At 61.4% G+C, this 20,707-nt stretch carries 18 protein-coding genes; 1 reads left to right on the forward strand and 17 read right to left on the reverse strand.

Annotated elements, in window-relative coordinates; translation table 11 throughout:
• Position 1 precedes the first annotated feature (1 nt).
• The 5 genes from phnK to phnG are packed head-to-tail and all read right to left on the reverse strand — an operon-like array spanning position 2 to position 3,798.
• Positions 2 to 775, reverse strand: coding sequence for a phosphonate C-P lyase system protein PhnK (phnK, locus tag ATN84_RS19855; protein ID WP_068883941.1), 774 nt, complete (start codon positions 773 to 775; stop codon positions 2 to 4).
• Positions 772 to 1,653 carry an alpha-D-ribose 1-methylphosphonate 5-phosphate C-P-lyase PhnJ gene (locus ATN84_RS19860; RefSeq protein ID WP_068883943.1) on the reverse strand — a complete coding sequence of 294 codons (882 nt, stop codon included), beginning with the start codon at positions 1,651 to 1,653 and terminating at the stop codon, positions 772 to 774. Before ATN84_RS19860 ends, phnK begins: the two co-directional genes overlap by 4 nt.
• Positions 1,650 to 2,747 carry a carbon-phosphorus lyase complex subunit gene (locus ATN84_RS19865; protein ID WP_068883945.1) on the reverse strand — a complete coding sequence of 366 codons (1,098 nt, stop codon included), beginning with the start codon at positions 2,745 to 2,747 and terminating at the stop codon, positions 1,650 to 1,652. The genes ATN84_RS19860 and ATN84_RS19865 overlap by 4 nt, the downstream gene beginning before the upstream one ends.
• Before the next feature lie 2 nt (positions 2,748 to 2,749).
• Positions 2,750 to 3,340: a phosphonate C-P lyase system protein PhnH gene (gene phnH / locus ATN84_RS19870; protein ID WP_068883947.1), complete on the reverse strand. Its 591-nt coding sequence runs from the start codon at positions 3,338 to 3,340 to the stop codon at positions 2,750 to 2,752.
• Positions 3,340 to 3,798: a phosphonate C-P lyase system protein PhnG gene (gene phnG / locus ATN84_RS19875; RefSeq protein ID WP_068883949.1), complete on the reverse strand. Its 459-nt coding sequence runs from the start codon at positions 3,796 to 3,798 to the stop codon at positions 3,340 to 3,342. Before phnG ends, phnH begins: the two co-directional genes overlap by 1 nt.
• A 108-nt stretch (positions 3,799 to 3,906) precedes the next feature.
• Here phnG and phnF point away from each other — a divergent pair, with 108 nt between their 5' ends.
• Positions 3,907 to 4,626, forward strand: coding sequence for a phosphonate metabolism transcriptional regulator PhnF (gene phnF / locus ATN84_RS19880; protein WP_068883951.1), 720 nt, complete (start codon positions 3,907 to 3,909; stop codon positions 4,624 to 4,626).
• Between the two features lie 301 nt (positions 4,627 to 4,927).
• On the opposite strand, the gene ATN84_RS19885 is transcribed toward phnF, so the two are convergent.
• The 12 genes from ATN84_RS19885 to ATN84_RS19940 form a co-directional block, all read right to left on the reverse strand.
• A complete protein-coding gene (locus ATN84_RS19885; RefSeq protein WP_068883953.1) occupies positions 4,928 to 6,019 on the reverse strand; it encodes an ABC transporter ATP-binding protein in 1,092 nt (363 codons plus the stop codon).
• 149 nt (positions 6,020 to 6,168) lie between these two features.
• Positions 6,169 to 7,623, reverse strand: coding sequence for an ABC transporter substrate-binding protein (locus tag ATN84_RS19890; protein WP_068883955.1), 1,455 nt, complete (start codon positions 7,621 to 7,623; stop codon positions 6,169 to 6,171).
• A gap of 37 nt (positions 7,624 to 7,660) precedes the next feature.
• A complete protein-coding gene (locus ATN84_RS19895; protein ID WP_068883957.1) occupies positions 7,661 to 8,689 on the reverse strand; it encodes a carbohydrate ABC transporter permease in 1,029 nt (342 codons plus the stop codon).
• Positions 8,686 to 9,561, reverse strand: a complete 876-nt coding sequence (locus tag ATN84_RS19900; protein WP_068883959.1) for a carbohydrate ABC transporter permease — start codon at positions 9,559 to 9,561, stop codon at positions 8,686 to 8,688. The genes ATN84_RS19895 and ATN84_RS19900 overlap by 4 nt, the downstream gene beginning before the upstream one ends.
• On the reverse strand, positions 9,558 to 10,490 hold the full coding sequence (gene rbsK / locus ATN84_RS19905; RefSeq protein WP_068883961.1) for a ribokinase: 933 nt from the start codon (positions 10,488 to 10,490) through the stop codon (positions 9,558 to 9,560). The genes ATN84_RS19900 and rbsK overlap by 4 nt, the downstream gene beginning before the upstream one ends.
• Positions 10,491 to 10,503: 13 nt before the next feature.
• Complete coding sequence (locus ATN84_RS19910; protein ID WP_068883963.1) at positions 10,504 to 10,959, reverse strand: RbsD/FucU family protein; 456 nt, start codon at positions 10,957 to 10,959, stop codon at positions 10,504 to 10,506.
• 135 nt (positions 10,960 to 11,094) lie between these two features.
• The gene (locus ATN84_RS19915) at positions 11,095 to 13,482 is read right to left on the reverse strand and encodes an aldehyde dehydrogenase family protein (protein ID WP_425287426.1); all 2,388 of its coding nucleotides are present in this window, start codon (positions 13,480 to 13,482) and stop codon (positions 11,095 to 11,097) included.
• A gap of 5 nt (positions 13,483 to 13,487) precedes the next feature.
• Positions 13,488 to 14,417 carry a deoxyribose-phosphate aldolase gene (deoC, locus tag ATN84_RS19920; RefSeq protein WP_244491154.1) on the reverse strand — a complete coding sequence of 310 codons (930 nt, stop codon included), beginning with the start codon at positions 14,415 to 14,417 and terminating at the stop codon, positions 13,488 to 13,490.
• 313 nt (positions 14,418 to 14,730) lie between these two features.
• Positions 14,731 to 15,465, reverse strand: a complete 735-nt coding sequence (locus tag ATN84_RS19925) for a DeoR/GlpR family DNA-binding transcription regulator (protein ID WP_068883967.1) — start codon at positions 15,463 to 15,465, stop codon at positions 14,731 to 14,733.
• A 278-nt stretch (positions 15,466 to 15,743) separates the two neighbouring features.
• A complete protein-coding gene (locus ATN84_RS19930; protein WP_068884391.1) occupies positions 15,744 to 16,856 on the reverse strand; it encodes an ABC transporter permease in 1,113 nt (370 codons plus the stop codon).
• Between the two features lie 2 nt (positions 16,857 to 16,858).
• Entirely contained in the window at positions 16,859 to 19,627 is a 2,769-nt protein-coding gene (rbbA, locus tag ATN84_RS19935) for a ribosome-associated ATPase/putative transporter RbbA (RefSeq protein ID WP_068884395.1), read from the reverse strand.
• Positions 19,624 to 20,691 (reverse strand): HlyD family secretion protein, encoded by a 1,068-nt coding sequence (locus ATN84_RS19940; protein WP_068884393.1) that lies wholly within the window; start codon positions 20,689 to 20,691, stop codon positions 19,624 to 19,626. Before ATN84_RS19940 ends, rbbA begins: the two co-directional genes overlap by 4 nt.
• Positions 20,692 to 20,707: the final 16 nt, after the last annotated feature.

Consider the following 20,707-nt stretch of genomic DNA (forward strand, 5'->3'; position numbering starts at 1 on the left):
ATCAGGACTCCGGGATCGAGGCGACGAGGAGCTGGGTATAGGCGTGCCGGGGATCGTCCAGCACCCGGTCGGTCAGGCCCGTCTCGACGATACGGCCGTTCTTCATGACGATAATGCGTTGCGACAGGAGGCGGGCAACGGCAAGATCGTGGGTCACGATGACGACGGCAAGGCTCATGTCCGTCACCAGCCCGCGCAGTAGGTCGAGCACCTTCGCCTGCACCGAGACATCGAGGCCGCCGGTCGGCTCGTCCATGAAGATGAGGCGCGGATGGGTGACGAGATTGCGCGCGATCTGCAGACGCTGGCGCATGCCGCCGGAAAAGGCCACCGGCTGGTCGTCGATGCGATCAGGCGATATCTCAACGCGCTGAAGCCATTCGCTCGCCGTTTCCCGGATGCGGCCATAGTGCCGCTCGCCGACCGCCATCAGGCGCTCGCCGACATTGGCCCCCGCCGAAACGCGCATGCGCAATCCTTCGGCGGGGCTCTGGTGGACAAAGCCCCAGTCGGTGCGCATCAGGAACCGGCGCTCCGCCTCCGAAAGCTCGGCAAGGTCGGGAAAGCGGTTGTCCCGCATGCGATAGCGGATCGAGCCGGAAGAGCGCTCCAGCCGCCCGGAGATACAATTGAGAAGCGTCGTCTTGCCCGAGCCGGATTCCCCGACGATGGCAACCACCTCTCCCGGCCAGACATCGAAGGAGACTTTCGTGCAGCCGATGAAGGAAGCGTAACGCCGTTCCAGATCGCGGACGGAAAGTATCGGGTCGCTCACGCCGCGTCCTCCTGTTGGGTTTGCGGGAGACCGGGGCCCCTGTGGCCGTCAGCCTGCCGGGTCTCGCAATGGTCGGTATCGGAACAGACGAACATCCGCCCGCCGCGATCATCCGTGACCACTTCGTCAAGATAGACACCCGTCGCGTTGCAGAGCGCGCAGGGCTGGCTGAAGCGCTGGACCGAGAACGGATGATCTTCGAAGTCGAGGCTCACGACCTCAGTGAAAGGCGGCAGAGCATAGATGCGTTTCTCGCGGCCAGCGCCGAAAAGCTGCAACGCCGGGGAGTTGCGCATCTTTGGATTGTCGAATTTCGGAATCGGAGACGGATCCATCACATAACGGCCTTCGATCTTCACCGGATAGGCATAGGTGGTGGCGATGTGGCCGTGCCGGGCGATGTCCTCGTAGAGCTTCACCTGGATGAGGCCATATTCCTCCAGCCCGTGCATCACGCGCGTCTCGGTCTCGCGCGGCTCGAGGAAGCGGAGCGGCTCCGGGATCGGAACCTGATAGACGAGGATTTGCCCGGCCTTCAGTGGCGTCTCGGGGATGCGATGCCGCGTCTGGATGACGGTTGCCCCGGCCGTCCGGGTCGTCGTAGCAACCCCGGCGGTCTTTGCGAAGAAGGCCCGGATGGAGACGGCATTGGTGGTGTCGTCCGCCCCCTGGTCGATGACTTTCAGCACATCATCGGGGCCGAGAATGGAGGCCGTCACCTGCACGCCGCCGGTGCCCCAGCCATAGGGCATCGGCATTTCACGCGAGGCGAACGGCACCTGATAGCCGGGAATGGCGATCGCCTTCAGGATCGCGCGCCGGATCATGCGCTTCGTCTGTTCGTCGAGATAGGCAAAATTATAGGCCGGGAGCGTCATTCAGCCGCCTCCTGAGTTTCTTCCTCATGCTGCAAAGGGTGGCTTTCGCGGCGGAGTTGCCGGAGAAGGTCAAGTTCGGCCTGGAAGTCCACGTAATGCGGCAGTTTGAGATGCTCGACGAAGCCGGTTGCTTCGACATTGTCGCAGTGCGCGAGCACGAATTCCTCGTCCTGCGCCGGGGCCAGCCGTTGCTCGTCGAACTCATCGGCCCGAAGCGCCCGGTCGACGAGGCTCATTGCCATGGCCTTGCGTTCCGACTGGCCGAAGACGAGGCCGTAACCGCGGGTGAAGCGCGGGGCTTCTTCCGCCGATCCCGTGAACTGGGAAACCATCTGGCATTCGGTGACGCGGATCGATCCGAGCTTCACGGCAAAGCCCAGTTCCGGGCTGTCGATCTCGACATCCACCAGGCCGATCCGTACCTCGCCGACGAAGGGATGGGTGCGGCCATAGCCGCGCTGCGTGGAATAGCTGAGCGACAGGAGAAAGCCTTCATCGCCCCGCGCCAGCGCCTGCAGGCGGAGGTCCCTCCCCGCCGGGAAGGATACGGGATCGCGCGTCAGATCGCCGGGCTCGGATTCGGAACGTGCGTCCGGTTCGATCAAGCCCTCGCTGTTGAGAATATCCGTGACGCGTAAAGCCGTCTCCTCGGATGAGGGGCGCCGTGCGGGCTCCTCCACGGGCAGATCTTCCGCCATCGCCGGATCGATGAGGCGATGGGTATAATCGAAGGTCGGACCCAGCAACTGCCCGCCCGGAATATCCTTGTAGGTGGCGGAAACCCGCCGCTCGATGCGCATAGCGGCCGTATCGATGGGCCGCGACACGCCGAAGCGCGCAAGCGTCGTACGATAGGCGCGCAGGAGGAAGATGGCTTCGATCAGATCGCCCCGTGCCTGGCGCACCGCCATCGCGGCAAGTTCGGAATCGTAGAGCGAGCCTTCGGCCATGACGCGATCGACGGCAAGCGAAAGCTGGCCCACGATCTGCTCCGGCGTCAGCGCCGGAACGGTGCGCTCGCCGCGCCGGCGATCCGCCAGCAGCCTGTGCGCTTTTTCGATGGCGGCCTCGCCGCCTTTTACAGCAACATACATGGCTACACCTCGATCCTGACGGTGCGGGGCAAGGCGAGCGCCTGCGTTCCGCAGACGAGGACGACGTCGAACCCCAGGGGGTAGCAGCTCCTGTTCGCCTGCATCACCTCGATGAAATCTTCGGGAAGTCCGCGCGGCGCGATGACCGCTCTCCCCTCAATGCCGGGCCCGCTCAGGGTCAGACTCCGCCCACCTTCCAAACCAGCAAGGGGGAGAAGCAGCGTTGCCGACCGGTCCGGATAGTCCGCCGTACCCTGCGCGAATTGGGACCAAGTGCTCGCATCGCTACCTTCTTCAAGCACGGCAAAGCTGGCCGCCGCCGCATCCGGCGTCGTCACCGCCCCGGTGTGAAAGGACAGCCACTGGCTCGCCGCCGTTGAATCCGCACCCTCGAACCAGACGGGCGTGTCGAAATCGGCAAGCGTCAGCAGGATCGCAGCCGTGGCGGCAGGAACAGGCGCAGGCGCTTGGGCCACATCGCCCAGATCGGCTATCGTTCCGGGACGCGCGGATGCATCCATCACCGCACGGAACACCGCCTGCGAGGTAAATACCGGATCGGCAAAGCCGCCGTCGAAAATATCCGCCCGCATCAGTCTTCTCCCCGCGCAAGAGTGAAGAAATCGACGCGCGTCGCCGCGGTTTCCTCGGCCAGCTTCAGGCGCTCTGCCTCGGCCATTTCGACCGCCGGCGCGACGCAATCCCGCTCGACGATAGGCTCCCATTCCGGCACCTGCCGCAGGGCGTCGAGATGCGCGACGGCGCGGGCCTTTTCCGTATCGCGCCCGAGCACGATGGAATGGCCGACCTCGCCGGTCGGAAGCTTCACCGTCGCGCGGGTAACGCTCGCTTCTCCGATATTGAACGGGGCTCCGCCGCCGCCAATGCGGCCCCGAACCATGATCGCGCCGATCTCCGGCCCTCGAACGGCGAGCGCCGGCGGCGCGCGCTCACAAATAGTCTCGTAACGCTCCTTCAGCGCCTGCGCTGGCATCGATGCCAGCGCATCGAGCGCGCGCTTACGCGCTATGTCGGCGGGTGATGTCATCATGCACTCCAATTTGTCTATTTGTGTAGACAACTGATCTTTTCTGATTTATAGCCCGGAATCGATGACGGGTCGATGACAGCGCCCGAATTTTTCAGGAGACCTTCTGCGATGAATGTGATGGATGACGGCATTTCCCGCTGGCGGCGGGTCGCGGACGGGCTGCGGGCGGCGATTGCCGAGGGCAGCTATGGCGACCGTCTGCCGCCTGAGACCGAACTCGCCAAGGAATTCAGTGTCAACCGCCATACGGTGCGGCGGGCGATTTCAGCGCTTTCCGATGAAGGGGTCCTACGGGCCGAGCGCGGCCGCGGCACCTTCATCAATGAAACCCAGCCCCGCATTACCTATCCCATCGGCACCCGGGCGCGTTTTTCGGAGAATATGACTCGGCAATCGCTGGAATCGGCGGGACGCCTGATCAACTCCGAGCGGGTCGCGGCTGACAGAACTCAGGCGGCATTGCTTCAGCTCAAACCCGGGGCCTCGCTTTACAAACTGGAAAAAATGACAGTCGTGGACGGCGTGCCGGTTTCACGTTCGACGGGCTATTTTCCCAGCGACCGCTTTCCCAACATCATCGCAGCTTATGCCGAAACCGGCTCGGTTACCCAGGCGCTGAAACAGCATGGGCTCCACGATTACCGAAGGCGAGAGACACGCCTGACGGCGGAACGGGTTTCCCCGGCAGATGCCGAATCCCTTCAATGTGCCGCGGATTCGATCGTCCTTGTCAGCAACGCGATCGATGTCGACCTTGACGATGCGCCTGTCCAGATCATCCGCACACGCTTCCTCGCCGACAGGATCGTACTGGTGTTCAAACCCTGAAGTCCGGATGTCGGAGACGACCAAGGTGAGAGCCCGCTCGTAAAGTCAGCTACAGGTCGCTGTGAGTATGGATAAGAGCCATCGGCGTGCCTGATCCATCCCGACAAGCAGAGCCACACCCTAAAAGGCGGGCCATGCGAGACGGCGCCCGCCGGGAGCCGAAGCAAACAAACCTGCGAGATTGGAGCAGCAAGGCCGATGAGGCCGACGCTCCTCGTCACAAGAGCGGCAATTGCCGAAGCGCAGTCCCAGCCGATGCCGCCCCTTGAACCCTGGCCCCGTTTTTCATGCCATCGCCTGTTTACCGGCCGATGGCTTCGCCAGTGCTCTTCAGGAAGAAATGCATCTTTTCATGATCAATCGGCACGCTGATGGTATCGTCCGGACGGATTCTCGTGCCTGCCGGAACCTGGGCCGTGAAGGCGGCCGGTCCGATCTTGCCGATCGCCAGCGTATGGGGCCCGAGCGGTTCGATATCGGCGATTTTTAAGGGAACGGTTGGAAACGACGGATCGGCGACCATCGTATGTTCTGGCCGGATACCGAGGACGACCGGTTGACCGATAGCTTCCGCCACAAGCGCAGCCCGGCCGTTTGGAACAGGGATAGCCACACCACCGTCGGCGTGGAAGACGAGATTGTCTCCGCCTCTTTCCAGCGTACCCTCGATGAAATTCATGCTCGGCGCGCCGATAAAGGCAGCGACGAAGAGATTCTTCGGCAGCTCATAGAGCGTGATTGGATCGGCGGCCTGCTCTATGCGCCCCTGGCTCATGACCACGACGCGGTCCGCCATGGTCATGGCTTCCACCTGGTCATGCGTGACATAGACGATGGTTGTCTGCAGCCGGCGGTGCAAAAGCTTGATCTCGGTGCGCATTTCAATGCGCAGCTTGGCGTCGAGATTGGATAGCGGTTCGTCGAACAAAAATACGTCTGGCTGCCGCACGATCGCACGGCCGATCGCCACGCGCTGACGCTGCCCCCCGGAAAGCGCGCTCGGCTTGCGGTTGAGATAGGCGCCGAGATTGAGGATGCGCGCCGCTTCCGCCACTGCCCTGTCGATATCGGCCTTTGGTGTTCCGCGCACTTTCATGCCGTAGCCGATATTTTCGGCAACCGTCATATGCGGGTAGAGCGCATAGTTCTGGAAAACCATCGAGCAATTGCGCAGCCCCGGGCGAAGCGTCGTGACATCGCGGTCCCCTATGCGGATTTCCCCAGATGTGGCCTGTTCCAGACCTGCGATCATCCGCAATGTCGTTGTCTTGCCGCAACCGGAGGGGCCGACCAGAACCACGAATTCCTTGTCCGCGATAACCAAATCGAGTGGCGGTATGACCAAAACGCCGCCAAAGGATTTGGTGACCTGCTCCAGACGCACTTGGGACATGTCTTGCCCTTTTCCCGAGCCCCGGCCCTGTTGCTGCGGTGGCTCTTATTTCATTTTGTGGTGACCCACCGGCCGTTTCCTGAAACGGCTGGATCGGATTGTTAAAGCCCGCCCCGGCTCTCGCCGGGGCGGAAAAGAGATGACCCGCTTTATTTCTGCGGCAGGCCCATCGAGGCACGGTAAGCGGCGAGTTGGTTATCGCGGCCGAATTCGTCGGTCAGCTTGTTCCACTGCTCGGCGACGCTGTCGAGCGCCTGTTGCGGCGTGACCTCGCCTGCAAGTGCCTTGGATAGCTCGATTTCGAGGATCTCCGTATAGGAGAAATAGCCCGGCAGGCGCATGTCGAGGGCGATGTTCTGGGCCGTCACCGCATCCTTCTGCGCGCCGAGATATTCCTTCGCCTCGCGCTCGCTGAAGATCTTCGACCATAAATCCATATTGGTCGTATGCGAGATACGGTATGGATTGACGCCGGTTCCACCGGTTATCGCAGCCTGACCGGATACATCCGGGCTGGTCAGATATTTGATATAGTCCCAGGCCGCTTCCTGGTTCTTGGAGGAAGCGGGAACCGCCGCTTGCCAGCCGCCGAATGCCATGAAGGAGGTCTGGATGACGTGGTCGAATTTATCCCACTTCTTGGTCTTGTAGTTCCAGATTTCATCCGATCCCGGCAATGATGCCGAACCGACATTACCGGCGACCTTGGATTGCTTTGGATCTGCGCCGATAACGCCGGTATCACCCCAGCCGATCGATTCCGCGACCTGGCCGCCGGCGAATGCCGCGTTCACTTCACCGAAGGAGAAATTCAACGCGTTTGGTGGCGCGAGCTTGGAGGCGCGAATATATTCCTCGAGGCCACGAACCCAGCCGGGGTTGTTCACCTGGGCATCCATCGTATCCGGATCGAAGAACATGCCGCCCGGATTGTCGGGATGGCTGGTGTAGCCCGCCACATGGCTGAAGAGGAACCAGAACTGCTGGCCGCCACGGCGGAATGCCTCGGCGGTGCCCCACAGGCCCTTGTCCGGCTGCTGGAAGAATTCGGCAATGTCGAGATATTGCTTCCAGGTCTTGGGCGGCGCCAGATCATAGCCGTATTTGTCCTTGAACGCCTTCTGGTTGTCGGCATTCTCGAAGAGGTCGATCCGGTAGGAATAGGTATGCGCGTCGCCATCCATGGTCTGCGAGAGGACCTTGCCGTTCCACACCATCAAGGCTTCGCGATAGACTGGAGCAATATCCTCCCAGTCCGCGCCGGTCTGCATCGCTTGCGGCATCTCCGAGAGATAGTCGGTAAAATCCGGCGCCCATGCCGGAGCAAAAGCGATCACATCGAAAGTGTCTTCGCCCGAGGTCAGCGACGTGACGATCTTCGGATAGAGTTCCGACCATGGGAACTCCACCACATTCACCTTGCCGCAGGTCTTTTCCTCCCAGCCTTTGGCGGCAAGCTGCAATGCCGAGGCGATATAGGGGCCGGTCTGCGTCACGGCGGAAAGCGTCACCCCGCTATAGTCCGGCTCGCAGGCGCTCGCCGATGTGACGCCGGACATTGCGAGCAATGCCATGGCCGTTGAACCGAATAACAATTTCCTCATGTGTTCCTCCCTGGATTAACTTCCGATACCTAAACGGTCACTTGATTGCTCCCAAAAGCAGGCCGGACCGCATGAACCTGCTCAAAATTCCCGCCATGATCACCATTGGTATGATTGCGACCAGAGCGGCAGCCGATATCGCCCACCATTCGTCCCCGCGTTGACTGTTCTGCCCGGCGACGAGGATGGGAAGCGTTTGCCATTTCGAATGGGTAAGGAAGAGAGCGAAGAGAAACTCGTTCCAGACGAAGGCGAGCGTGATCATGAAAGTGGCGATCAGACCCGGCTTCGACATCGGCAGCACGATGCCGATGAAAATCCGCCAGGACGGCACATTGTCGACCATCGCCGCCTCTTCGACCTCGATCGGCAGCGCCTCGAAGAAATCGCGCATCAGCCAGATGACGATCGGCAATGAAAAGGCAATGTAAGCAAAGGTGAGGCCGACATAGGTGTCGACCAGCTTCAACCCTATCTTGCCCATTTCCGTATACATCAGAAACAGCGCGAAGGCCGCGACGATCGGCGGAAACATGCGCTGGCTGACGAACCAGAAGACGATATCGTTATTGCCGAGCACCGGTCCAGGCAGCCGCAGCCGGCTGGAGGCCACGGCAAGCGAGAGCGCCGCCAGGAATGCATAGATCAGCGACAATGCCTGGCCGATGCGGAAGATGTTGTAGCAGATCAGATAGCCGCCGAATGCGACGACCACGAACAACAGCGCCGACAGCAGCTTTACCCGGAAGGTGAAGCGCACCAGCGCATAGGCGGCCATCGAGCCCACCGCCGTGGCGATGAGCGACGCCGAGAGACCGATAATGGTGGATGCGATGAAGGTGTTGTAGAACTGGCCGCGCTCGCCGGAAAGAAGCTCTCTCCAGGCGGACAGGCTCGGCTGGAAATCGACGAACGGAATATAGGTCGGCCCGCCGACAACGCCGAGCGGCGTCTTGAAAGACGTAATCGCCACCCAATAGAGCGGAAAGAAAGTGAAGGCCAGCCAAAGCAGGCATCCCGCCAATGCCCACCAGCGCCCGTTTCCCTTGAGAGTGCGCACGCTCATTTGTGCTTCTCCAGATAGGGTTTCAGGATGGCGAGATAGACCAGACCTATGATCGTGATGAAGATCAGGAACAGAAACGACAAGGCCGAGGTGTAGCCGAGATTGAACTTCTTGAAGCCTTCCTGATAGGCGAAAAGGGTCAGCGTTTCGGTAGAAATACCTGGGCCGCCGCCCGTCATGACGAACACGGTATCGATGATCTTGTAGCTCTCGATCAACCGGATGAACACAACGGCCACGGAGATCGGCAACATCATCGGGAAGGTGATACCCCAGAACTGCTGCCACGGGCTTGCATTCTCCAGCGCCGCCGCCTCGTAGACATCGTCGGGCAGGGTCTGCAGCCCTGCAAGAAGCATCAGGATGACAAAGGGCGTCCACTGCCACACTTCAACGGCAATGATCGCGCCGAGGGCCCATTTCGTTTGTGTGAGGAACGGAAGGTTCGGAAACCCGAAAATGGTCATAAGCTCATTGAGCGGCCCCATGGTCGGGTTGAGCACCTGGCGCGCGATCAGCGCCACCGCGACCGGCGCCACCAGCATAGGCAGCAGAAAGCCGATCCGGAAAAGCCCTTCGCCGGGAACCCGCGCGTTGAGTGCCAGCGCGACCGCGAAGCCGATGACATATTGCAGTGCGACCGCAATGAAGGCGATGATCGACGTGGTCCACGCCACATGCCAGAAGCGGGGATTTTGCAGAAGTGCCGTATAGTTGTCGAAGCCGACGAAGCGCGGCGGTATCGGCGGTACGAGCCGCAGGCTCATGAAGCTCGTCGTCAGGGAATAGATCAGCGGAAAAATAGAAATCACCAGCACGATCAACAGTGCCGGCCAGATGAAGACGTGCTTGATCGGATCGTTGCGGGTCATGCCGCACCTGTCGGCTGCAGCAGCGCATCGATTTCGTCAAGCCATGGCATGGCGGGGGCGGTGCCACGCCGTGTGACGGCGATACCCGCCGTGGCGCAGCCGAAGCGCACCGCTTCCACCGGATCGAAGCCACGCGAAAGCGCCGCGGAGAACCCGCCGACAAACGCATCGCCCGCTCCCGTCGTATCAATGACGGTGCCGGAGGAAACCGCTGGAACATGCACGGATTGTCCGGCGTCGTGATAAAGCACGCCGCGTTCTCCAAGTGTGATCAGCGCCGCCTTCACGCCTTTGGCGAGAAAGAAATCCCCTGCCCTCTTGGCGTCAGCCAGCGTCGTTAGCGGAAAGCCAACGATCGCCGCGGCCTCCGTCTCGTTGGGTACGACGTAATCGCAAAGCGGATAGATCGTATCCGGAAAGGGCTCGGCCGGCGCCGGATTGAACACGGTAACAACTCCGGCGGCATGAGCAATCTCGAGCGCTCGCTGTGCGGCGACGGCCGGCTGCTCCAGCTGTGTGACGAAAACCGCCGATCCTTCGATGGTTTCACGCGCAGCTTCGACATCGTCGATGCCGATCGTCCCGGCAGCACCGGGGTAGACGATGATGGCGTTGTTACCATCGGTTTCGTTGACATAAATGAAGGCGGCGCCCGTTGGCATGTCGTCCATCTGCACGAGCTTCGGCGTTACGCCGGCTTCCGCATAGGTCTTGAGCGCCATCTCGCCAAAAGTATCGCGGCCGATCTTGGAGATGAACGACACCTGGGCACCGGCGCGCGCCGCTGCGACAGCCTGGTTTGATCCCTTGCCGCCCGGCCCAACGGAAAAGCCGCTGCCGGTGATGGTTTCACCAATATTGGGCATGCGCTTGGCGAGATAAGCCGTATCGGCAACGAAAATCCCAAGGATCGAAACGCCGGTTTTCATGCTCGCCTCCGCCTTAAACGGCTTCCGGCGGGATTACGCCCTTGGTGAGCAGGAAGCAGCCGTAAAACCGCGTCTCACCCGTGGTGATCACGCAATAGGCCTTCTTGGCTTCCTCATAGAAGGCAAAGCGCTCGATGCCGTACATCGGTGCGCTCTTCCCCTCAGCCTTGTCGACTTCCGCCTGCACCTCCCGTTGCACCGGCGGAAGCTCATCCGGCGCGCCCATGACTTCCATGCGCCCGACGGAAGGCTGCAACGGCGTGTCGAGCGGCAGTACCGACAGGATCGCCTTCATGGCGCGAGCGGTGGAGACATTGTCGACGCGCAGGAGCTTCCCCAGCCGGGTCTGCCGTGCAATGGCATCGGAAGGGAAATTCGTGTCGGTGAGGACAAACGTGTCGCCATGGCCCATCGAGCGCAGCGCATAAAGCACATCCGCATTCAAGGCCGGATCAATATTCTTCAGCATCAAAACCTCCCATATGCAATTTCGCGACAATGCCTGTCACATCCCGGGGAACCGTATGATCTTGCGGTTTCTCCAACTCTTGCTCCCTACCCGGCCTCCGTGCGTTCTCCTCCCGCCGGTGCGCCAGGTTCGGTCCTACTCGCCGTAGGGGATCCAGATATTCTTCACATCGACCGCCCGGCGCAGGAACAGGACACCCTCGGCGGCAGAGGCATCCATCCAGTCGATGGCCTTGCCGTAATCGACGAATGTCCGCTTCAGATTACCGACCGAGAGTTTTTCCACCTGTGTCGAAAGCTCCGGCGTGCCGAAAGCCCACACGGCATCGACATCGTTATGTGCGGCAAGGGTCTTGGCCAGTTCGGTCGAGGAACCGGTCACGATGTTCACCACGCCAGCCGGCACATCCGACGTTTCGAGAATGGAATAGAAGTCCGTCGCCGCCAGCGGATAGGGCTCGCTCGGAACCACGACGACGCGGTTGCCAACGGCGATCAGCGGCGCAACAAGGCTGATGAAGCCCAGGAGCGGCACCTCCGGAGGACAGATCACGCCCGCCACACCGTTCGGTTCCGGTATCGCCAGCGTCACGCCACGAAGCGGCGGCGTGTGGATCGCGCCCTCATATTTGTCGGCCCAGGCGCCATAGGTGAAGAGCCGCGAGATCGAGGCTTCCACTTCCGCCCTGGCATTGGCGGCGGAGACACCGGTCATCGCTCCGATCCGCTCGGCGAACTCGGTGCTGCGGCCGCTCAGATTCTCGGCGATGTAATAGAGGATCTGCGCACGGTTGTGCGCGGTCGCGGTTGCCCAGCCGGAAGCCGCCCGGGCGGCTGCGACCGCGTTACGGATATCCTTGCGATTTCCCTCGCCGACCTCGCCGAGCGGCTTCCCCTCGGGCGAAAGCACCGAGCGCGAATAATTGCCGTCCGGCCGCGCCTGCTTGCCGCCAATGAAAAGCTTCGCTGTGCGGTCAATAGCCGAAAGACTAAAGTCGCCCGTGACGGGCTTCAACTGGAATTCGACCGGAGCATTGCGCGGCTTACGGTTCAGCCAGGCCTTCGGCTTCAGATATTCGAAGCAGCCTTCGCGCCCGCCCTCGCGCCCGAAACCGGATTCGCGCTTGCCGCCGAAGCCGGCCGCAGCATCGAAGAGATTGGTGGCATTGACCCAGACCACGCCGGCCGCAAGCTTCGCCGCGACATGCAGTGCAAGGCCGATTGTCTCGCTCCACACGCTCGCCGCAAGGCCGTAACGGGTGTGATTGGCAAGCTGGATCGCTTCCTCAGGCGTGCGGAAGGTCATGGAAACGGCGACCGGCCCGAAAATCTCCTCCGTCGCCACAATGGAAGTCGGCTGAACGTTGGAAAGCAGCGTCGGCGGATAGAAGCTGCCGCTCTTCGGCATCTCGATCTCGGCCTGATGCAGCACAGCGCCTTCCGCTATGCCTTTGCCGACCAGCGTCTTGATGCGGCTCAGTTGCACCGGGGCGACGATCGCGCCCATGTCGATGCATTTGTCGAGCGGCGGGCCGACACGCAGCGTCAGCATCCGACGTTTCAACCGCTCGTGGAAGAGATCGGCAATGCCTTCCTGCACCAAGAGGCGCGAGCCGGCGCAGCAGACCTGGCCCTGATTGAACCAGATGGCGTCGACCACGCCCTCGACGGCGCCATCGATATCGGCATCATCGAAGACGATGAAAGGCGATTTGCCGCCGAGTTCAAGCGTCAGCGATTTGCCGCTGCCGGCGGTGCGCTCGCGAATGATGCGACCGACCTCCGTCGATCCGGTGAACGCGATCTTGTCGATATCCGCATGATCGACGATCAGCGCACCCGTCTCCCCCTCGCCGGTGACGATATTGAGCACGCCCGCCGGCAAGCCCGCCATCGCGGCGAGTTCGGCGAAGAGAAGCGCGGTCAGGGAGGTGAATTCCGCCGGCTTCAGCACGACAGTGTTGCCCAGCGCCAGTGCCGGCGCCACCTTCCAGGCCAACATCAGGAACGGGAAATTCCATGGGATGATCTGGCCGACGACGCCGACCGGCACATGATCGGCAAATTCCGTCTCCTGGATCTGCGCCCAGCCGGCATGATGATAGAAATGCCGGGCGGCGAGCGGAACGTCGATGTCGCGTGTCTCGCGGATCGGCTTGCCATTGTCGAGCGCCTCGATGACGGCGATCAGGCGCGCATGGCGCTGGATCATGCGAGCCAGCGCATAGAGATGACGCGCGCGGGCATGACCAGACAGCTTCGCCCAGGATGTTTGTGCCTTGCGGGCGGCGGCGACCGCCTTGTCCACATCGGCCCTATCTCCGACGGCGAGCTTTGCCAGACGCGCGCCGGTGGCGGGCTCGAATGTATCAAATTGCCCGCCCGATGCGGAAGGAATGAAGGCGCCGTTGATGAAATGGCCGAATGTCGATTTATGCCGCTCCAGCCAGGCGCGGGCTTCCGTATCGGCTTCAGGAGCGGGACCGTAGGACATCTCGTCGAAATATTCTGCAACGCTGCTCATCGGGCTCATCCAATCGGGTGCCGGTTGAAGGCGGAATAGGCGCCGGTGACATGATGTTCCAGCTGGCGTTCGATATCGGCGAGCAGGCTCGAAGCGCCGATGCGGAAGAGATCAGGCTCCAGCCATTCGCGGCCAAGCTCGTCCTTCATCAGGAACTGATAGTTCAACACGTCCTTCGCGGTCGAAATGCCGCCCGCGGGCTTGTAGCCCACCTTGAAACCGGTGCGCTCCTCATAAGCGCGGATCATGCGCAGCATGACGAGGGTGACGAGCAGTGTCGCATTGACCCCCTCCTTGCCGGTCGACGTCTTGATGAAATCCGCACCCGCCATCATGCAGACCAGCGAGGCGCGCGCCACATTGCGCAGCGTCTTCAAGTCGCCCGTCGCCAGGATCGCCTTCACGTGAGCCGAACCGCAGGCCGCGCGATAATCCTTCATTTCTTCATAGAGCGCCTGCCAATTACCGGTCAGCACATGCTCGCGGGTGATAACGATGTCGATCTCTTTGGCGCCATCGGCAACCGATGCCTCGATCTCCTTCACCTTGAGATGGTGCGGGGTCAGACCCGCCGGAAACCCGGTAGAGACGGCGGCAACCGGAATGCCGGAATGCTGAAGCGCCTCGACGGCGGCGGCGACAAACCGATGATAAACGCAGACCGCGCCTGTGGTGATGCGGCGATCGCCCATTCCCAACGCATCGAGAATGTCCTGCCGCACAGGCGACATCGCCTTGGCGCAGAGCCGCTTCACGCGCTCCGTCGTATCATCGCCGTTGAGCGTGGTCAGATCGATGCAGGTCACCGCCTTGAGAAGCCAGGCCGCCTGCGCATCCTTCTTGACAGTCCTGCGGCCCGGCAGCGTCGCGACACGCCGTTCCCCGGCGGAAAGATTGACACGGGTATCGAGCGCCCAGGAGAGATCGAGATCCATTCCGGGATTGCGCGGCCAGTGATTGGTCTGCGGCTCCGCTGCAGTGGAGCCGGCCGCCGGCAAAGTGCGGACATTTTCCGACGCAGCCGATCTCATGGCCGTTTCCTTCACACCGAGATCCTCCAACAATCCCACCCCATAGCGATAACGAGGCGATCGGACAGCCTGTTATCAGCTCTTCAAGGACAAGCCACCGCTTCAGACAGCAAATCCATTTGTTATTTTTTTTCCATATTTTTTGTTACATTTCCACCAAACAATCCTCTCGTCAAGCGTATATTCGGAATTTCAAAAATAAAGGTGTTTCGGCGGATCATCCGAACCTGGAGAGATCCACCTCCCCTTCTTCGGTGATAATGGCTTGGAAGGCGTCCAGGGGCGCAAAAAAAGCAGGCTTCAGCTTGCCGATCTTGCTGCTGTCGACCACCAGATAGCTCTTTTGCGCCAGCGAGATAGCCTTCTGCTTCACCGGCGCCTCGTGGAAATGCGCGCATGTCGCACCCCGGCTCACATCGACACCCGCAGCGGAAATGAAGGCCTTGTTGATGCCGAGGGAGTTCAGGGTTTCGAGACCTATCGCTCCGGAAAAGGATGCCGAAGACGGGTAATAAAGCCCACCGAGCAGTACAAGATTGATATTGGCTCTTCGCGTCAGCTTTTCAGCGACATTCAGGGCGTAACATACTGCAGTTATTGGATATTCCGTGGGAATATAATCTATCAGGTTCACCAGTGTCGTGCCGCAGTCGATGAATATCGTTTCGTCGGGACGGATATGGCTGGCTGCATGTATGCATGCTTCGCGCTTGGCGGCGGCATGGCTGTCGGCTGCCCGGGCCAATTCATAGGGCACGTCGCCATCGATATCGGCGGCTGGAACGATATGACCGCCGAGATAACCAAATTGTCCGGGGTTTTCAGCCACATCCCGGCGGACCGTCATTTCCGAAACATTGAGAAGGAGTGCGGCATCCCGCAGATGCAGGACCCGACGCTCCGCCAGAGCCTCGGATAATTCCCTTATGCGTTTTGCCTTGCGGCTAACCATCTGCCCTCCTCGAGGCTGGACCTCCACCCGGAAATCCCGCAATCAAATTCCAACATTTGTGATAATTATAACAAATTGAGGCAAGCTGCAAATGCGCCGAAGGCGATCTCCCGCAAAAGGTTTTGACTTGACACGCTCCCCCTGAAGATGCGGATCGCGCATTCCCTATTCAGCCTCCCGCGCAGGTGATGGCGCGCGGCATGAAAAGCACCCGCGACCGGGTTCTGTCCCAACTTTTGATCCAGAGGGCAAAATAGCCTGTGACGGAAAGTCGTCTGCTAATTCAGCGACTTTCTGAACCGCCCGAGCGCGAAGATGAAAAGCGCCATCCCGATGACGAGTAACGTCAGGAACTGCGGCCAGACCACGCCCAGCCCCGCACCACGGAACAGGATGGCCTGGGCCAGAGCGACGAAATGCGTGTTCGGCGCGGCGAGCATGATGGTCTGGATGATCTCGGGCATGCTTTCGCGTGGCGTCATGCCGCCCGACAGAACCTGCAGTGGCAGCAGGACGAGCATCAGCAGAAGACCGAACTGCGGCATGGCCCCCGCAATGGTGGCGAGGAAGATGCCCAGCGATGTGGTGGCGAAGAGATGCAGCGCCGTTCCTGCCAAGAACAGCGGGATGGAGCCGGCTATTGGCATGCCAAGCACGCCCTCGACCACCAGGATAAGAGAGACCGCCGAGGCCGCCAGAACCACGAGCCCCATCGAGAGCACCTTGCTGATCATGATCTCCAGGGGCGTGACCGGCATCACCAGGAGATGCTCTATCGTTCCGTGCTCGCGCTCGCGGATGAGTGCCGCGCCGGTGAGCACGATCGACAGCATGGTGATGGAGGAGATCAACTCGGTGACCCCGCCGAACCAGCCCTTGTTGAGCTCCGGGTTAAACCGCGCGCGCAGCGTGAGATCGACCGGAATGTCGGCTTCGGCCCGGTAGCGGTTCAGGAACTCGTTGACCTCGCCCGAGACGATCGACTGGATATAACCGCCGCCGGTGAAAGCCTGGCCGACGCGGGTGGCGTCGACATTGAGCTGCACCGTCGGCGCACGACCGGCCAAGAGGTCGCGCTGGAAATTCGGCGGAATGTCAAGCGCGAAGGTGTCCAGTCCGGCATCCATGCGGTCGTCCATCTCCGACTGGCCGATAAAGCGCGGGGCGGTGAAATAGGGTGGATAGAAAGCGGTGACGATGCGCGAGGAAACCGGTGAGTGATCTTCCTCAACGATCGCGATCGCGGCGCGGTTGAGCGTTTCGGGTATTGCCGTCGCCTCCGTATAGACCGCTGCCGTGAAGGCATAGACAATCAGGACGAGGAGCATGGTATCGCGGCGCAGACTGCGCAGTTCCTTGATCCCCAGATTGGCGATGTTGGCCAAGCGCATGATCATCTCGCCTGCTTATGGAGAAGGGCCACCCCGAGGCCGAGGAGCACCGGCGCGGCCACGAGCAGCGGAATGAAGGAGCCGGCGAGATCGCCGAAATCCAGCCCCTTCGAGAAGGTCCCGCGCGCGATCGTCACGAAATAGGTAGTCGGATAGATCTTGCCGATGAAGGCGCCCATGCCTTCCAGCGAGGAGACGGGATCGATCAGCCCGGAATACTGAACGGCGGGAATGATCGTTATCAGCGACGTGGCGAAAATGGCGGCAATCTGACTGCTGATGAAGGTGGAGATCACCAGACCCATGCCCGTCGTGGAGATCACGTAAAGAAGCGCCGCCGCCGTCAATGTGAAAAAACTGCCGGTGAAAGGCACCCCGAAGACCGCAACCGCGAAAGCCGACAGCGTGAAGAAATTAAGCATGGCGAGCGCGATATAGGGCAACTGCTTGCCGAGCAGGAACTCCACACGCGTCACCGGCGTGACGAAGAAATTGGTGATGGAGCCCAGCTCCTTTTCCCGCACCACACTCAGGACGGAGAGCATCGCGGGGATCATGAGCAGGAGAAGCGGAATGGTGGCGGGAACCATCGCGACGACGCTGCGCACATCGGGATTGTAGCGATAGCGGATCTCGAACCGGAAGTTGCCTGACGTCGCCGCATCGCCGTGGAGCTCACGCGCCTTCTGCGTAAGCCAGGTCTGGTGCATGCCCTGGACATAGCCGCTGACGGTCTCGGCGCGCGTCGGCATCGCGCCATCGATCCACGCGGCAACCTCAACATCATTTCCCCGCGCCACCTTCCGTCCGAAGCCAGGAGGAATTTCAATCGCAAGGCTGAGATCGCCATTGGTCATGCGCCGGTCGAGATCCGCGTAATCGGTGATCGGCGCCTGTTCGATGAAATAGCGCGAGCCAGAGAGCTGAAGCACATAATCGCGACTGATCGGGGTATCGTCGCGGTCGAGAACGGCGAAGGTCAAATCCTCGACATCCATGCTGATGCCGTAGCCGATGACCAACATCAGCAGCACGGAACCGAGAATCGCGAGCGTGGCCCGGATCGGATCGCGGCGTAGTTCCAGCGTCTCGCGGCGGGCATAGGCGAACATCCGCCTGGGATCGAATGAACGGCGGACAGGCGACGCCGCAGGGATGGCTTCGGTATCGCCCTGCGTCGGCATCGAAGACGTGCGAGCCGTGCTTTTTTCATCGCCTATGGCGTCTTCGAGATAGCTGATGAAGGCTTCTTCCAGGCTGCCGGCCTTTTTATGGGCGATGATGGCGGCGGGCGTGTCACTCACCAGCACCTTGCCGGCATGCATGAGCGAGATACGATCGCACAGCTCGGCCTCGTTCATGAAATGGGTCGATACGAAGATCGTCACCTTCTCTTCACGCGAAAGGTCCGACAGGATCTGCCAGAAACTGTCGCGGGCGACCGGATCCACGCCGGAGGTCGGCTCGTCGAGGATCAGTATCTCTGGCGAATGGATCATGGCGACGGCGAGTGAAAGCCGCTGGCGCATGCCAAGCGAAAGCGCCTCCGGTAGCACGTCTTGCACCCCTTCGAGGCCGAAGCGCTTCGCCATCTCCTCGATGCGGCCGGCAATCGCGTCATGCGGTATCGAGAAGAGCTTTGCGTGCAGGTCGAGATTCTGCCGGACCGTCAGTTCGTTATAGAGGGAGAAGCCCTGCGACATGTAGCCGACGCGTCGGCGCACGCCGATATCCGTCGGATCGACCTCGCGGCCGAAGAGGGTGGCCGTACCCTCGCTGGCCGGCAGGAGGCCGGTGAGCACCTTCATGGTCGTGGTCTTGCCGCAGCCATTGGACCCCAGAAAGCCGAAGATCTCGCCGCGCGCGATCTCGAAGCTGACATTGTCGACCGCCGTGAAATCGCCGAAGCGGACGGTTACATTGTTCGCTCCGATCACGATCTCGCTATCTCCAGCATCCCGCGGCGGTATGATCACTTCCCGATGCCCGCGGCGCTTTTCCTCCGGAAGCAGGGCAATGAAGGCGGCATCGAGATTGTCGGTGCAGGTTTCGGCGAGCAGTTCGGCAGGCGTCCCCATCGCCAGGATGCGCCCATCCTCCATCGCGATCAACCAATCGAAGCGCGCCGCCTCTTCCATATAGGCGGTCGCGACGACGACGCTCATCCCCCGTCTGTCGCGACGGATATCGTCGATCAGCTCCCAGAACTGGCGGCGCGAAAGCGGATCGACGCCGGTGGTCGGCTCATTGAGGATCAAGAGATCCGGGTCGTGGATTAGTGCGCAGCACAGGCCCGTCTTTTGCTTCATGCCGCCGGAAAGCTTGCCCACCGGGCGCTCGGCGAAGGCCGCCATGCCCGTGCGTTCGAGCAATTGCGCGATCCGGCGCTCCCTTTCCTTCCGGTCATGGCCGAAAAGCCGGCCGAAAAAATCGATATTCTCGAAAACCGACAGGGTGGGGTAGAGGTTCTTGCCCAGTCCCTGCGGCATGTAGGCGATCCGCGAATAGCTGTTCCGGCGATGGCGCGGGTCGGCAATATCGCCGCCCAGCACCTCGATCCGGCCTTCCTGCACGACGCGCGCGCCGGCAAGCAATGACAGAAGGCTGGATTTGCCCATGCCGTCCGGGCCGATCAGACCGACCATGCAGCCCGGCGGCAGATCGAGCGTGATGCCGTCGAGCGCGCGAACCTTGCCGTAGGACAGGCCAACATCCTTGAATCGGGCCACCGCGCCTCCGGCGGAACCGGCATCGCTCAAGCGGTCGCTCACGGCACGACGACCTGCTGCAGCGATGCCGGCCACTCGGCTTCCGGATCGACCTTCACATAGGCCATTCCGGGCAGGCCGGTCTTGACGTATTCGATGTATTTCTTCAGCAGTTCCGGCGAGATCTGCGCCTTGACGCGAAACATCAGCTTCTGGCGTTCTTCCTCGGTTTCCACCGTCTTCGGCGTGAACTGCGCCACATCGGCGACGAAGCTCACTTTCGCCGGAATGACATATTGAGGCATGGCATCGAGCACGATACGGGCCTCGGTGCCCATCGCTATGCGGCCGGCGTGCGCGGTGGGCAGGAAGAAGGTCATGTGAACATCGCCCACATCGGCGAGATTGAGCACGCGGCCTCCCCCGGCAAGCACCTCGCCTGGTTCGGCGATCCGATATTGCACACGGCCAGCCCGTGGCGATCGCAAGACGGCATCGTTGATATCGGCGCTTATGCTCTCAATCGCCGCTTGGGCGGAATCGACGGCGGCCTGCGCATCGACCACCTGTGCGTGCGCCGCGCTGATCGCCGCATCGCTCGCCGCCAGTTGGGCCCGCGCCGCATTGACGGCAGCCTTCGCCTCCATCGCGGAAGCGCGATCGTTGTCCAGGATCTGCAGCGATACATTGTCGGTCCGGGCCAGTTGTTCGGAGCGGGCGAGTTTCCTGTCGGCTGCATCCTGCTGCGCCTCGCGCTGCGCGATCACCGCCTCGGCGGCGGCGCGTTCGGCCTCGCGCTGCGTGACGAGACTTCTCGCTGTATCGATGCTGATGCCGGCCCGCTTGAATTCCGCCTCGGCGCGTCGGCGCTGCGCTTCCAATTGCTCTGTGTCCATTCTGGCAAGGACCTGTCCGGCTTCGACGAACTCGCCCTCCCTGACCAGGATATCCTTGATCCGTCCAGCCATGCGCGTCGACACATCGATCTCGACGGCCTCGATACGCCCGTTTCCGGAGGCAATGCCGTCGGGCAGACCGGGTTTCGCGTAAGTGGTCCACGCATAATAGCCACCGCCTGCAAGAAGCGCGGCGAGAGCAGGAACGGTCCAACCCCTGGTAATCTTCATGGCCGACATGCGCCGG

This window comes from Paramesorhizobium deserti (genome assembly GCF_001558695.1).
GTDB classification, from domain to species: domain Bacteria; phylum Pseudomonadota; class Alphaproteobacteria; order Rhizobiales; family Rhizobiaceae; genus Paramesorhizobium; species Paramesorhizobium deserti.